The organism is Pseudomonas sp. AF32 (assembly GCF_022342325.2).
Classification (GTDB): domain Bacteria; phylum Pseudomonadota; class Gammaproteobacteria; order Pseudomonadales; family Pseudomonadaceae; genus Aquipseudomonas; species Aquipseudomonas uvaldensis.
In genome coordinates this window covers 61,579-74,450 of sequence record NZ_RQJK02000019.1, presented here as the reverse complement: position 1 = coordinate 74,450, position 12,872 = coordinate 61,579, and the positions used below count along the sequence as shown (strand labels likewise).

Below are 12,872 nucleotides of genomic sequence, written 5' to 3'. Positions count from 1 at the left end.
CAGACAATCAATCCAAGGGGTATGTGATGAGCAAGGCAGACAAGGCAGGTCATTTTCTTCTGGGAGACCGTACGGTCAACCGCATGGGATACGGCGCCATGCAACTGGCGGGGCCTCACGTGTTCGGACCGCCGAAAGACCCGGCAGCGGCCATCGCCGTGCTGCGTGAGGCGCTGGCATCAGGCGTCAACCATATCGATACCGCTGATTTCTATGGGCCCCACGTCACCAACCGACTGATCCGTGAAGCCCTGCATCCTTACGCCGAGGATCTGGTGATCGTCACCAAGGTGGGGGCCGTTCGCGGCGCCGACGCTTCCTGGAATCCTGCCGCGAGCCCGGCCGAGCTGACCCAGGCCGTCCACGACAATTTGCGCAACCTGGGCGTGGACGTATTGGACGTGGTCAACCTGCGGGCCTGGGGCGACATGCAGTCGCCCACCGAGGCGCCCATCGAAGAATCGTTCACCGCATTGGCCGAATTGCAGCGTCAGGGTCTGATCCGCCATCTGGGCTTGAGCAATGTCACGGCGGCGCAGGTCAAGCAGGCCCAGGGCATTGCCAGGGTGGTCTGCGTGCAGAACCACTACAACCTGACCCATCGCGGTGACGAGTCACTCATTGCCGACCTGGGCCGGCAGGGTATCGCCTACGTGCCGTTCTTCCCGTTGGGTGGGTTCACGCCGCTGCAATCGGAAACCCTTTCGGCCGTGGCGGCGCGCCTGGACGCGTCACCACTGTGCGTGGCACTGGCCTGGCTGCTGCAACGTGCGCCGAACATCCTGCTGATTCCCGGTACGTCGTCGGTGGCGCACTTGCGGGAGAACCTCTCGGCGGGCGAGCTGCAAATTCCGGCACCGATGCTGGCCGAGTTGGACGCCCTGGCCTGATGGTCTGTTTGGCTGTGGCCCTACAGGCCCACTAGACCGGCTGGAACTCCAGCGTCTGGCCATCTTCCGGGATGTGCAACCGCGCTCCGAGCCCAGCCATCGCGGCGGCGTCGCGCAGTGCCTTTCGCGTGGTCGGGCAGTGGCTGATCGCTTCGAGGTGATTGGCGATCACGGCTGCGCGAGACAACCGTGTGAACTCGATCGCTTCCTCGATCCCCATGATGATATCGCCGCCTAGATCGAACCGAGCCCCGCCAGCCGGAATCACGCTGACCTGCGGTTGATGGCGCAAGACGAACTCGCGCACGGTAGGGGTGAGCAGGGTGTCGCCGGCGAGGTACACACTGGGTTCGCCGGGCAGCTCGATCAGGTAACCGACGCCGTGCTCCATCAATTTGCCCACCAGGCCACGACCGTGGGTGCATCTGACCGAGCGAAGAGTGCCGCCCAGGAAGGGCACGGACCGCTCGTGGTCCTCGGCCAGCGGCTGGACATTCAAGCCTCGCTTGGCGAGGTAGCCGGCGTCGTGGGGCGTGCAGATGACCGGGATCTGTTTTTCCCTCAGCCAACGTTTCGCCGTGCGGTCCAGATGATCGAAATGGCCTTTCTGACAATGGGTGATCAGGCAGTGAGTGACGTTCTTGAGGTCTTCCTTGGCAGAGGCCGGCAGTTCAACCAGAGGATTGCGTTGGGTGGCACCGAACAGGCGAAGCGGCGGCAGGGCGCCCTTGTCGGCCAGCATGGGGTCGACGAGCACACGATACGGGCCGGATTCCAGGATGATCGTGGCGTTGCGGATCTGTTGGATTTTCATGAAGGGTTCCTCTTTCAGGCGAGCGCTTCATGGTGCCGATCCGGGACGATGGGCATAATGGCCGGATCTGACATCATTGATTCATTTCACGCCATGCCCAAGACAATCCATGTCGGTCTTCTGCTGTTCCCCGGTTGCATGCCGGCCGGCCTGTTCGGGTTTGCCGATCTGCTGCACGCCGCCAACCGTCGCAGGGGCCGGGTGCTGTTCCAGACGACTTATGTCGCACTAAAGGCGGGTCCGGTGACCTGTGCCCACGGCATCAGCCTCCAGGCACAGGCGGCGTTGGGCGAGGCCGATCTGGATGCGGTCCTGGTTCCCGGCTTCTGGGCCGAATCGGCCGAACAGGTGGATGAGGTCGTTGCCGGGCAGGCCTTGTTGCTGAAGGCTCTGTCGAAAGGTCCCCGGGATCGCCAGCTCTGGGCTTACTGCACCGGTGTTTGCCTGCTGGCTGCCTGCGGCCGTCTGGACGGGCAGTACGCCACGGTGACCTGGTGGCTGGCGCAGGCGATGCAAGCGCGGTATCGCAAGGTTCGTTGGCAAAGCGAACACAACTGCGTGTTCAACGAGCGCAACGCCACCGCATCGGGGGTGAACGGCTATCTGCCCCTGGCTGAAAACCTGATTGAAAAAAGTGTCAGCCGCGATGCGCTGCGCGACATCACCCGGTTGATGGTGTTGCCGCGTCCGGCGGTTCCTCACGCGGCATTCCAGGGGATCGCCCTGATCCAGCAGCCCGACGGCTTGCTGCGCCGGCTGCATGGCCTGGTCGAGCAAATGCCGGCGGAGCAGATCACGGTCAAGGCGCTGGCGGATCGGCTCGCCATGTCCGAGCGCACCCTTGCTCGCAAGGTCGGCGGCGAAACGGGCCAGACCGTCGCCGCCTACGCCCGTTGCATCAAGTTGAACCAGGTCGGCGAGCGCCTGACGCTGACGTCGTTGCCCCTTGCCAGTATTGGTGCCGAGCTGGGCTTCAGCAGCAGTTCCAATCTGCAACGGATGTTCAAGGCATTGACGGGGCTGACGCCGGTGGAGTATCGGCGCCAGTTCGGTCGTGTGTGAGCCCGGTAGATGGCTTAGCTACGCGCCTCATCCGTCTCGTTTCGATGATGTTCAGGCCAGGCATCGACGGGGTGAGTCCGGTCTTCGTTGAACATTTCCGTGAGCAGGGCGTTGGCGCGTCGGTAAGCGTCGTGGCGGAACTTGAGGTCGTCTTCCGGCTGGGCGACGATCTCCTCCAGCATCTGCAGGTTCAGGCGACGGAACTGATCCGCTCGCTCCCGCGCCTCGTACGCCCCGACGCCCATCTGTACCAGTGCTCGCCGGCCCAACGACAATGCGCTCTCGAAGGTTTCCCGCTCAGCCACCTCGACGCCCATCTGGCGCAGGGTGATCAGGTGCCCCATATCCCGCGCCCGTACGATCAGTTTCAGCGTGGGGAAGTGCTCCTGGACCAGCCGGGTCAGCGTCAGGTTGTCCTGCTGATCGTCAATCGCGTTGATCAGCACAGCAGCCTGGGCCGCGCCGGCGGCGTGCAGCAGGTCGAGGCGCGTGGCGTCGCCGTAGAACACCTTCACGCCGAATTTGCGCAAGGTTTCGATGTTGTCGGGATCGTGGTCCAGCACCACCACCTCGACGCCACAGGACATCAGCAGGCGTCCGGCGATCTGTCCGAAACGCCCGAACCCGGCAATGATGATGCGTGGGTTCTGCTGATCGACGAGGTCGGACTCCCGGCTGTCTTTGCCGGTGGCGGACTCTATCCGGTCCAGCAGCAAGATCAGCAAAGGCGTCACGCACATGGACAGCGCCACCGCCAGGGTCAGGCTCTTGCCCCACTGATCGGTCAGGATGCCGGCCAGCGTCGCGGCACCGAAGACAACAAAGGCGAATTCGCTGCCCTGGCCGAGCAATACCGCCTGCCAGGAACGCTGGCCGGCGGGTACGTTCAGGAAGCGGCTGACAGCCTTGATCACCAACAGCTTGATCAGGATGAAACCCAGGGTCAGTGTGATGACTTTCAGCGGCGCGTTGATCAGGGTGCCGAAATCGATCGACATGCCTACGCCGATAAAGAACAGACCGAGCAGCAAACCTTTGAACGGTTCGATGTCGCTTTCCAGAGCATGCCGGTATTCGGAACTGGCCAGCAGCACCCCGGCGAGGAAGGCGCCCATGGCCATGGACAGGCCGGCTTCCTCCAGGAGAAAACCGAAGCCGAACACCAGGAACAGCGCGACGGCACTGAATATCTCCCGCAGGCCCGAGCGTGCGGCGAAGCGCAGCAGCGGTCGTGTCACGTAGCGCCCCAGCAGCACGACGATGCCGATGGCGGCGACAATCTTGAGGATAGACAGCATCAGGGCTGTGCCTGACGGCGTTTCACCGTGGGCCGATAGCAACGGAATCATGGCGACCAGGGGAATGGCCGCAATGTCCTGGAACAGCAGGACGGCAAAGCTGCTGCGTCCGACGGCGGTGGCGGTCAGGTTGCGTTCGCTCATCGCCTGCATGGCGATGGCCGTGGAGGAAAGGCTCAGGGTCAGGCCGACCAACAAAGCGGCCGTCCAGTTCAGGTCCAGGACCATGCAGAAAACCGCGATGGCAGCGCCGCAGGCCAGCATCTGCAAGGCCCCGCCACCGAACACCATCCGGCGCAATGCCCACAGCCGTTTGGGATCGAGCTCGAGCCCGATGATGAACAGCATCAGCACGACGCCGATTTCGGCGAACTCCAAAATGGCCTGCACGTCAGTGATGAGCTTGAGCCCCCATGGGCCGATGACGCACCCGGCCAGCAGGTAACCCAGCACCGGGCCCAGCCCCAACCTCACGGCAATCGGCACGATCAGCGCTGCCGAGCCCAGGTAGATGAGCAGTTCAATCAGGCTGTGCGTCTGCATATCAATCTTCCTTCCAGCAGGCCAGGCGGGCGCAGTAGTGTTCGATTTGCGCGTGTTGGGTTTCGGCGTCGGCGGCGTAGGCGCCGTGGACGACGACCGGGTCCAGCCAGCGCATATGGCAATAGACAGCCGTTGCGTGAAGGGGCTGGGCCAATACGGAGAACCCCGGATGAGCGCCGATCTGGAAATGATCATGATTCCCGCCCGTCGTGACGGCCCACAGCAGCCCTTTGCCGCTGAGGGCCGTGGCGCCCCGGCCATAGGCCCAGCCATGGGTGAAGACTTTGTCGATCCAGAGTTTCAGCAGGGGCGGCATGCTGTACCAGTACATCGGGTGCTGGAGCACGACCAGTTCTGCCTGCTCGACGGCGCGCTGCTCAGCGTCGACATCAATGTCAAAATTCGGGTACAGGTCGTAGAGGGACCGCACGGCCACGTCCGGGCGACTGGACACCCGCTCGAGCATCTGCTGGTTGACCCGCGACTGGTCGGGGTAGGGGTGGGCGTAAACGATCAGGATCATCGGTAATTCCAGGGCGGGTCCGGGCCAGAGGGCCGGACATCCTACCGAGGAAGGCGCCGGATGTTTAGGCTCTGTCTGAAAAGCCTTGATACTCGTTCATGCTGCGTTGAAAACCGGCTCGGAATGCTCATTTACTCCAGTAAACTGCGCTTCCTCGCCGGTTTTCGCCTTGCCTGACCTTCGTCTCAAGACTTTTCAAACAGAGCCTAGGCTTTGTTGGCCAACTGGCCCGGAGCGCTCAGCTCAACGGCAACGAGACCCTGGCCTCGAGGCCGCCATCGCGGCGATTGCCCAGCGTCAACATCCCTCCGTGTTCGAGCACGGTCGCCCGCGCCGCGGACAGCCCGAGCCCGACACCGCCGGTGTGCTTGTTACGTGAGCCTTCGATCCGAAAGAACGGGGTGAAGACCTGATCGATGTATTCGGGGGCAATCCCGGGACCCCGGTCCAGGATGCGAATCTCCACGCGATGAGCGTCCGTCTCGAGTGTGATGGACGCCTCGCCGCCGTATTTGATCGCGTTGTCGATCAGGTTGACCAAGGCGCGCTTGATGCCAATGGGCCGGCCCACGTAGACGAGGCGGTGGGGACCCTGGAAGGACACCTCGGTGCCGGCATCCTTGAGGTCGTCGACGATGGTGTGCAGCAACTCGGCCAGATCGAACGCGGTGGCGTTTTCGAGCCGCGCATCATCACGGAAGAACTCCAGGGCCGAATTGACCATGGCCTGCATCTCATCCACGTCCCTGAACAATCGGGATTGTTGCTCGGGATCCTCGATGAACTCTCCGCGCAGGCGCATACGGGTCAGGGGCGCACGCAAGTCATGGGAAATGGCGGCGAGCATTTGCGTGCGATCCTGCAGGAAGTGCTTGAGCTGGGCCTGCATGGCGTTGAAGGCGAGAATCGCCTGGCGGATTTCATAGGGGCCGATGACAGGAATGGGCGGCGCCTTGTGATCCATGCCAAAACGCCTGGCACCTTCGGCGAAACGCTCCAGTGGCGTGGCCAGGTATCGCGTGGCGACCAGCGCCACCATCAACGTCGATAGCAGCATAAGGGCGATGGTGATCAGGTTGCGTTCCCATTCATCCAGCCCCCAACTGCGCGAGGGCAGGGAAAACAACACCCACGAATGATCGGCCAGCTCGATCATCGCGGCGTAGCGGCCGCCAGGTCGGTCGGGGGGCCAATCACTGGGTTCATAGCCTTCCATTTTTGCGTCGGACCTGCCCAACTGTTGGCGCATCAGAGCCACGCCTTCGCTGTATTCCGGGTCATTGACCACCGGCAACCGAGCGTCTTCATGGCGCTGTAGCCACTGCGCCTTGAAAATCGGGTCGCTGGCCGCTCTGGCGATGGCAGGCCTTTGTTCGGGCGCCACGGAGTCGATGATGCGGGTGATGGCGGCGATCTTTTCGATCAGGCCGGTTTCCAGCAAAGGAGGGCGGGCCCAGGCGCCGGCCAGTTGGCTGAACAGCGCGTTAAGGGCCAGCAACGTCAACATGGCGACCAGGGTGGTCAGGGCGATCCAGCGCGCCAGGGTGTCCCTGGGGCGGCGAGTGGCTGGGTGTCCCGGTTTCATCGTTTCACCACGTGAGGGCTGAAGAGGTATCCGCTGTTGCGAACGGTGCGGATCATGGACGTGCCCGTAACGTCGGTTTCCAGTTTGCGTCGCAATCGACTGACCTGGACATCGATGCTGCGGTCAAACGCGTCGTAAGTTTCGCCGCGGGCCATGTCCAGCAGTTGCTGGCGGCTGAGCACCCGGCGCGGGTGTTGGGCAAAGACCAGCAGCAGTTCGAACTCGCCGGTGGACAGCGGAATCATGACGTTTTCCGGCGAGCGTAGCTCGCGGCGGGTGATATCCAGTCGCCAATTCTCGAACTCCAGAACCGGGCTGGAGGAGTCGCTCAGCGCGCCTCGTGCTTCGCCGGTGCGCCTGAGCACGGCCCGTACTCGGGCCAGGAGTTCTCGCGCGTCGAAAGGCTTGGTCAGGTAATCGTCTGCCCCCAACTCCAGCCCAACGACCCGGTCGCTCAACTCGCCCATGGCGGTCAGCATGATGATGCCGACCGTATGCGTGGCCCGCAGCTTCTGGCACAACACCAGGCCACTGTCGCCGGGGAGCATGACGTCCAGGATGATCAGGTCCGGCACCTGGCGTTGCACTGCCTGCCACAGGGCGGGACCATCGGCGGCCACGTCAACGCTGTAGCCGTGTTGTTCGAGAAATTTGCGCAAGAGGGCGAGGACTTCAAGGTCATCGTCCACCAGTAGTAAGTGGCTCACGGTGGGTACGTCGGGTCATGAATACAGGAAGCGATACTAGGTTCAATCCACGGCCTGCGTCATATATTTCAATCCGGAAATAAAGTTGCCTTTCGGCAATATTCCGGACATCTGCAGGCAAAAAAGCGGCGGCAGGATTGCCCCCCGCCGGTCTGTTGAGCAGCCACCAGCCATTGTGCGGAGGTTTCCATCCCCCTGACTGATCGGCATCGCCCATTCCTCGTCGAGATAGCCTGTATGTCGCTCACCGATCCCGCTTTGCCCCGTGTTCGATCCTCCCTGGTCATTGTGCTCGCGGCACTCGCCAGTGGCTGTGCCAGCACGCCCGCCGCGACACCAGGCAGTTGCGCCAGCGCCAGCTATACCGTTGCTGACCCAGCAGAGCCCGTCAACCGCGGCATCTTCGCGTTCAACCGCACTGTCGACGACTACGCGCTGGCCCCCGTTGCCCGTGGTTATCGCAAGCTTCCGACCTTCATGCAGACCGGTATGCACAACTTCGTGGCGAACTTCGGCGAGCCCAAGGTGTTCATCAACGACGTGCTGCAAGGTAACGCGCAACGTTCGGTCAACACCCTGGGGCGTTTCGTCATCAACTCGACAGCGGGCATCGTCGGGCTGATCGACGTGTCGAGCAAACTGGGTATCGAGCGCCACGAGGCTGATTTCGGTCAGACTTTCGGCGTCTGGAACATCGCCGCCGGGCCGACCGTCGAGTTGCCGTTGCTGGGCACCGCCAACCTGAGGGATGCCACGGGCAAGGTGGTGAGCTTTGTCGTCGATCCGTTCTCAGGTGACAGCGATACCCTCGACACCCTGGGTACGATCAATACCGCGGGCGGTATCGTCGATGGTCGGGCAGAGGCGCTCCCGCTGACAAACGAGTTGCGCACCCAACCGGATTACTACGCCGCGTTGCGCGATGCGGTGGCGCAACAGCGCGCCGATTTCGTCGCGCAGGGCAAGTTGGGGGCGGTCACCCCGCAGTGCCAGGAAGGAGAGGGCGGCGATGAATAATGATGCATTGATTTTGCGGCGACGCCTCAAGAGGCTCGGCCAAGGGGCGATGCAATGCCGCGAAGTCGAGCTGCGACTGGCGGAGGATGGCCGCCATGTACTGCTCAGCCGTTACGTCGAGCGCTACCGCCCCGATCAGGACAAGGGATGCGCCAGTCGGCATCACCGGGTGTCGTTGGCCCGTCTGATTCGCTGGATGACGGAGCATGGGGAGCAGGTGGGGGCTTAGCCGGCTCCCATGCGCCGACCTTGCCAGTACTCGAGTCGACTCGAAACATTTTCAAACATTTTCCCGTCAATAACAGTTGTACGATGTCATATGTAGTGTGTTCGACTGTCTCCGTTTCTTACAAAAAAAATAACGGAGACTCCATCCATGACGAGCATTCCTACCGTCGAAGGTCAGGCCGCAGCGTCCACGCAGAGCCGCTTCGTCCGCATCCTCAAGCTTCTGGGGCCCGGCATTATTGCCGTATTGTCCTGGCTGGGTGCAGGTGACCTGATCACCTCTTCCGTGGCCGGGGCCAACTACGGCTACGCGATGATGTGGGTACTGGCGGTGTCCTTGTTGTTGCGATACCTGATCGTCAACATCATCGCGCGCTTCCAGCTGTGCAATAACCAGGGTATGACCATCCTGCAGGGCTATGCCCAGCTCAACCCGTTCTTCGCCTGGTTTCTGCTGGTGTACGCGCTGTTGATGGGGCATTTGATGAATGCCTACATGATCAAGGGCGCCGGCGAGGCCCTGGCCATGTTGCTGAAGATCGACCGTCCGCTGCTCTGCTCGGTGGCGGTGGTGCTGGCGGTGTGGTTGTTGGTCGGGCGCAATATCTATTCGATGATCGAAGGGGTGATGAAGGCGCTCCTGGCGATCATGACACTGGCGTTCCTGGCGCTGGCTGTCATGTCCGGCCCGGATGTCGCCGGGATCGTCAAAGGCACCATCGGCTTCAGTATTCCACCCGATGAGGGCGTGCACGGCGCGCTGCTGGTGGCGGTCTCGGTCATCGGTGCGGTCGCCGGCTCCATCGCCAACTTTGTGCACCCCTATGTCATGCGCCAGAAGGGCTGGACAGGGCCTGAACACAAGCGCATCCAGCGCAACGATCTGCTGTTTGCAGTGTTCGTCGGGATCGTCATCAACCTGGCGATCTGGATCGTCGGCGCGGAAATCCTGCGCCCCAACGGCATCGAGGTGAACACCCTGGGCGATTTGGGCAAGGCGCTGGAAATGTTCTTCGGCTCGATCGGCTGGTACGTGTTCTTCGTCGGCGTGTTCGCCACGTTGTTCGCCAGCATCTCAGGCAAGACCACGGCGTTCCCGATGCTCATCACCGACGCCTTCCAGCACGTGCGGCCCGAGCGCCGAGAGCGCTATGGCAAAGAGTTCCACCGCGACCCGATGCACAAGTGGTTCATGCTGTTCATCCTGGTGACGCCATTGGTGTGGTCGTTGCCCGGCATGCCGGACTTCGTCACGCTGACCATCGGCGTCAACGCGTTGAATATCATCGGCTTGCCGGTCATCTCCCTGGGTCTGCTGATCATGTCCAACCAGAAATCCCTGCTGGGCAAGGAGTATCGCAACAACCTGTTCGAAAACATCGCCTTGGCCTTTGCGACGGGTCTGGCGTTGTGGGTTGCGTTCCAGCTGGGCGTCGACCTGTTTACCTGAGGTCTGAGCGTTCTGACCCGATCATCGCGACCGCCTGGCGGCGCGGTGATCGGATGTAGAGGGCCGTTCATCACATCGTCGAGGGCAGGAAAACAGCGCTGCTAGACTGCATCGAGCTGGACTGCATCGAGCTGGACTGCACGGACCCGACCGTTTGGAGAACCCGGATGAATAACAAGAACAGGATCTGCCTCTGGTACGAATACGCCGCGCTGGACGCTGCCAGGTTTTACGCCGCGACGTTCCCGGACAGCACGGTCGACGCCGTGCATCACGCCCCGGGCGACTATCCGTCGGGCAAGGAGGGCGATGTGCTGACGGTTGAATTCACGGTGATGGGCATCCCTTGTCTCGGGCTCAACGGCGGCCCGGTGTTCAAGCACAACGAGTCCTTTTCGTTCCAGGTCGCCACCGACGACCAGGCCGAAACGGACCGTTTGTGGAACGCCATTGTCGACAACGGCGGCCAGGAAAGTGCCTGCGGCTGGTGCAAGGATAAATGGGGGCTGTCGTGGCAGATCACGCCGCGAGTCTTGAGCAACGCGATCGCCAGCCCCGACCGGGCCGCCGCCAAGCGTGCGTTCGAAGCCATGATGCAGATGACCAGGATCGATATCGCGACGATCGAGGCGGCGGTCAAAGGCTGACACGTTCGAAGCAGGCTCCACGGGACCACCGATATCACCGGCGCCGCCGATTCCTTGTGGAAGCGAGCCTGCTCGCGATGGCGCCAACGCTGGCCTGCGCCGAACCACTTACCCCCGAGCGGCTTCAGGCACTTTGGCGATCACCTTGATCTCGAACTGAAACCCATACAACCAGGTCACGCCAACCGCCGTCACCGTCGGGTGCGGCGCGCTGCCCCAGAACTCAGGCACCACTTCCCATATCGTCTCGAATGTCGACTGTGGATCGACCATGAAAACGGTCACGTCCACCACATCGTCAAAGGAGCAACCGGCGGCCGCCAGGATCGCGTTCAGGTTGTTGAAGGCGCGCCGGACCTGGGCTTGCAGGTCGGCTTCCGGCGAACCATCTTCCAAGCTGCCCACTTGCCCCGACACGAACAGAAAACCATTGGAGCGCACGGCCGGAGAGTAGCGGTTGCGCTCGTAAAGCGCCTGGCGTCCCGGTGGGAAAACAACGTCACGCTGTGTCATAGATACCTCCATCAAAAGGTCGGACCTGACCCGAAATCAACGATGAAGGCACTCTAGGGGCTTGTGTCCGGACGATAAACGGGCAAGCTTGGCGAACACTGTTTGTGAAATCCAGACAATCCGATCGATACGTGGGGCAGCATGGACCGTTTTGATGCGATGCGCGCGTTCGCACGCGTGGTGGAAGCGGGCAGTTTCACCAAGGCCGCGGAAACCCTGCACATGAGCAAGACCACCGTAACCCAACTGGTGCAACAGTTGGAGGCGCGGTTGCGGGTCAAGTTGCTCAACCGCACCACACGCAAAGTCAATGTCACCGCACAGGGGGCTGTCTATTACGAGCGGGTGCTTCGTCTACTGGCCGACATGGACGATGCCGAGACCAGCCTGTCCGGCGCCCAGGCATTGCCCCGGGGCCGTTTGCGAGTCGATGTCCCGAGCCCGCTGGCGGCGTTGATCCTGATACCGGCCTTGCCGGCGTTCTACGAGCGATACCCGGACATCCAGATCGACCTGGGTGTCAGCGATCGCATCGTCGACATCATCGACGAGAACGTCGACTGCGTGGTGCGAGGCGGCGAGTTGGCCGACCAATCGCTGATCGCCCGGCGTATCGGCGATCTCGCCCTGGGTGTCTACGCAGCGCCGAGCTACCTGGCGCGCCTTGGCATGCCAGCACATCCGCGCGAACTCGAAGGCTCGCTGCATCGCATCGTCGCGTTCCTCTGGGCACGCACCGGCAGGCCCGTGCCGTATGCGCTGTACAACGACAACGAACGTCTCTACATCAACGGGCGCTATGCCCTGGCGGTCGACGACGGCAACGCTTACCTGGCGGCGGGGCTGGCGGGGCTGGGTGTACTGTGGCTCCCCAAGTACATGTCCAGGCCCCACGAAGCGACAGGCGAGTTGGTGCCGCTTTTCGAAACATGGCACATCGAGCCGATGCCGCTCTACATCGCCTATCCTCCCAACCGGCACATCAGTGCGCGGTTGAGGGTGTTCATCGAGTGGGTTGCCGAGCTGATGGCGCAGCATGCGCCGGTTGCTGGTCGATAGCGCTGGGGCACTCGTGAACTAAACCAAGAGCAGGACAAGGCAGTCGAAGGTAGATATCGCAAATGCGTGCTACAGAGGAGAGCCAACATGGACCGATTCATTGGCGGTTGCCTGTGCGGCAACGTCCGCATCGAAGCTTCGGGCCGCCCTTACCGGGTGGGCCTTTGTCACTGCCTCGACTGTCGCAAGCATCACGGGGCGCTGTTCTTTGCGGCTGCGGTGTTTCCTCAGGACGCGGTGAAAATCGAGGGCGAGACGCGGAATTACGCCGGACGGCATTTTTGCCCGCAATGCGGCTCCTCCGTGTTCGCCCGTACCGATGACGAAGTCGAGGTGAACCTGGGGATCCTGGATGCGCCCAACCAGTTGATGCCGACCTACGAATGCTGGACGGTGCGTCGCGAAGCCTGGTTGCCGCCGTTTCCGTTTGCGCGCCATTACGTGGGTGATCGTGAGGGCGAAGGGAGAGTCGAGGAGTAGAGAGGGACTTGAGCCAGTCGGCGCGTTGCGCACGCTGATACGGGTGAGGGGATCGG

15 protein-coding genes are annotated in these 12,872 nt (G+C 62.2%); 8 read left to right on the top strand and 7 right to left on the bottom strand.

Translation table 11 applies throughout. From position 1 onward, the window contains the following. Positions 1–26 precede the first annotated feature (26 nt). Positions 27–890 (top strand): aldo/keto reductase family oxidoreductase, encoded by an 864-nt coding sequence (locus tag EGM97_RS18375; RefSeq protein WP_238965019.1) that lies wholly within the window; start codon positions 27–29, stop codon positions 888–890. A 31-nt stretch (positions 891–921) separates the two neighbouring features. Here EGM97_RS18375 and EGM97_RS18370 read toward each other — a convergent pair whose 3' ends face one another. Continuing rightward, positions 922–1,704 (bottom strand): MBL fold metallo-hydrolase, encoded by a 783-nt coding sequence (locus EGM97_RS18370; RefSeq protein WP_238965018.1) that lies wholly within the window; start codon positions 1,702–1,704, stop codon positions 922–924. Between the two features lie 93 nt (positions 1,705–1,797). On the opposite strand from EGM97_RS18370, the gene EGM97_RS18365 reads away from it, so the two are divergent. Continuing rightward, complete coding sequence (locus EGM97_RS18365) at positions 1,798–2,766, top strand: GlxA family transcriptional regulator (protein WP_238965017.1); 969 nt, start codon at positions 1,798–1,800, stop codon at positions 2,764–2,766. A gap of 14 nt (positions 2,767–2,780) precedes the next feature. Here the strand turns inward: EGM97_RS18365 and kefC are convergent, their stop codons facing one another. From kefC to EGM97_RS18340, 5 genes are all read right to left on the bottom strand, one after another. Further along, positions 2,781–4,607 carry a glutathione-regulated potassium-efflux system protein KefC gene (gene kefC, locus EGM97_RS18360; protein ID WP_238965016.1) on the bottom strand — a complete coding sequence of 609 codons (1,827 nt, stop codon included), beginning with the start codon at positions 4,605–4,607 and terminating at the stop codon, positions 2,781–2,783. A gap of 1 nt (position 4,608) precedes the next feature. Next, a complete protein-coding gene (gene kefF / locus EGM97_RS18355) occupies positions 4,609–5,130 on the bottom strand; it encodes a glutathione-regulated potassium-efflux system oxidoreductase KefF (RefSeq protein ID WP_238965015.1) in 522 nt (173 codons plus the stop codon). A 238-nt stretch (positions 5,131–5,368) separates the two neighbouring features. After that, a complete protein-coding gene (locus EGM97_RS18350) occupies positions 5,369–6,715 on the bottom strand; it encodes an ATP-binding protein (protein WP_238962393.1) in 1,347 nt (448 codons plus the stop codon). Continuing rightward, positions 6,712–7,422 (bottom strand): response regulator, encoded by a 711-nt coding sequence (locus EGM97_RS18345; protein ID WP_238962394.1) that lies wholly within the window; start codon positions 7,420–7,422, stop codon positions 6,712–6,714. The genes EGM97_RS18350 and EGM97_RS18345 overlap by 4 nt, the downstream gene beginning before the upstream one ends. Positions 7,423–7,464: 42 nt before the next feature. Further along, positions 7,465–7,632 carry a hypothetical protein gene (locus tag EGM97_RS18340; protein ID WP_238962395.1) on the bottom strand — a complete coding sequence of 56 codons (168 nt, stop codon included), beginning with the start codon at positions 7,630–7,632 and terminating at the stop codon, positions 7,465–7,467. A 27-nt stretch (positions 7,633–7,659) separates the two neighbouring features. Between EGM97_RS18340 and EGM97_RS18335 the strand changes: the two genes are divergently transcribed. The 4 genes from EGM97_RS18335 to EGM97_RS18320 all read left to right on the top strand — a co-directional run bounded on the left by EGM97_RS18335 (position 7,660) and on the right by EGM97_RS18320 (position 10,764). Continuing rightward, positions 7,660–8,439 (top strand): MlaA family lipoprotein, encoded by a 780-nt coding sequence (locus EGM97_RS18335; protein ID WP_238962396.1) that lies wholly within the window; start codon positions 7,660–7,662, stop codon positions 8,437–8,439. Then, positions 8,432–8,668 (top strand): hypothetical protein, encoded by a 237-nt coding sequence (locus tag EGM97_RS18330; RefSeq protein ID WP_238962397.1) that lies wholly within the window; start codon positions 8,432–8,434, stop codon positions 8,666–8,668. Before EGM97_RS18335 ends, EGM97_RS18330 begins: the two co-directional genes overlap by 8 nt. 147 nt (positions 8,669–8,815) lie before the next feature. Further along, the gene (locus tag EGM97_RS18325; protein WP_238962398.1) at positions 8,816–10,117 is read left to right on the top strand and encodes an Nramp family divalent metal transporter; all 1,302 of its coding nucleotides are present in this window, start codon (positions 8,816–8,818) and stop codon (positions 10,115–10,117) included. A 167-nt stretch (positions 10,118–10,284) separates the two neighbouring features. Continuing rightward, entirely contained in the window at positions 10,285–10,764 is a 480-nt protein-coding gene (locus EGM97_RS18320) for a VOC family protein (protein ID WP_238962399.1), read from the top strand. A 108-nt stretch (positions 10,765–10,872) separates the two neighbouring features. On the opposite strand, the gene EGM97_RS18315 is transcribed toward EGM97_RS18320, so the two are convergent. Beyond that, on the bottom strand, positions 10,873–11,277 hold the full coding sequence (locus tag EGM97_RS18315; protein ID WP_238962400.1) for a RidA family protein: 405 nt from the start codon (positions 11,275–11,277) through the stop codon (positions 10,873–10,875). Between the two features lie 141 nt (positions 11,278–11,418). On the opposite strand from EGM97_RS18315, the gene EGM97_RS18310 reads away from it, so the two are divergent. After that, entirely contained in the window at positions 11,419–12,336 is a 918-nt protein-coding gene (locus EGM97_RS18310) for a LysR family transcriptional regulator (RefSeq protein ID WP_238962401.1), read from the top strand. 87 nt (positions 12,337–12,423) lie between these two features. After that, complete coding sequence (locus EGM97_RS18305) at positions 12,424–12,816, top strand: GFA family protein (protein WP_238962402.1); 393 nt, start codon at positions 12,424–12,426, stop codon at positions 12,814–12,816. Positions 12,817–12,872: the final 56 nt, after the last annotated feature.

Bases quoted from the DNA above. Each gene is read 5' to 3' on its own strand.
- EGM97_RS18310 (WP_238962401.1), top strand. From the start codon at position 11,419: ATGGACCGTTTTGATGCGATGCGCGCGTTCGCACGCGTGGTGGAAGCG.
- EGM97_RS18375 (WP_238965019.1), top strand. From the start codon at position 27: ATGAGCAAGGCAGACAAGGCAGGTCATTTTCTTCTGGGAGACCGTACG.
- EGM97_RS18365 (WP_238965017.1), top strand. From the start codon at position 1,798: ATGCCCAAGACAATCCATGTCGGTCTTCTGCTGTTCCCCGGTTGCATG.
- kefF (WP_238965015.1), bottom strand. From the start codon at position 5,130: ATGATCCTGATCGTTTACGCCCACCCCTACCCCGACCAGTCGCGGGTC.
- EGM97_RS18320 (WP_238962399.1), top strand. From the start codon at position 10,285: ATGAATAACAAGAACAGGATCTGCCTCTGGTACGAATACGCCGCGCTG.
- EGM97_RS18315 (WP_238962400.1), bottom strand. From the start codon at position 11,277: ATGACACAGCGTGACGTTGTTTTCCCACCGGGACGCCAGGCGCTTTAC.
- kefC (WP_238965016.1), bottom strand. From the start codon at position 4,607: ATGCAGACGCACAGCCTGATTGAACTGCTCATCTACCTGGGCTCGGCA.
- EGM97_RS18325 (WP_238962398.1), top strand. From the start codon at position 8,816: ATGACGAGCATTCCTACCGTCGAAGGTCAGGCCGCAGCGTCCACGCAG.
- EGM97_RS18335 (WP_238962396.1), top strand. From the start codon at position 7,660: ATGTCGCTCACCGATCCCGCTTTGCCCCGTGTTCGATCCTCCCTGGTC.
- EGM97_RS18305 (WP_238962402.1), top strand. From the start codon at position 12,424: ATGGACCGATTCATTGGCGGTTGCCTGTGCGGCAACGTCCGCATCGAA.
- EGM97_RS18340 (WP_238962395.1), bottom strand. From the start codon at position 7,632: ATGCCGATCAGTCAGGGGGATGGAAACCTCCGCACAATGGCTGGTGGC.
- EGM97_RS18330 (WP_238962397.1), top strand. From the start codon at position 8,432: ATGAATAATGATGCATTGATTTTGCGGCGACGCCTCAAGAGGCTCGGC.
- EGM97_RS18350 (WP_238962393.1), bottom strand. From the start codon at position 6,715: ATGAAACCGGGACACCCAGCCACTCGCCGCCCCAGGGACACCCTGGCG.
- EGM97_RS18370 (WP_238965018.1), bottom strand. From the start codon at position 1,704: ATGAAAATCCAACAGATCCGCAACGCCACGATCATCCTGGAATCCGGC.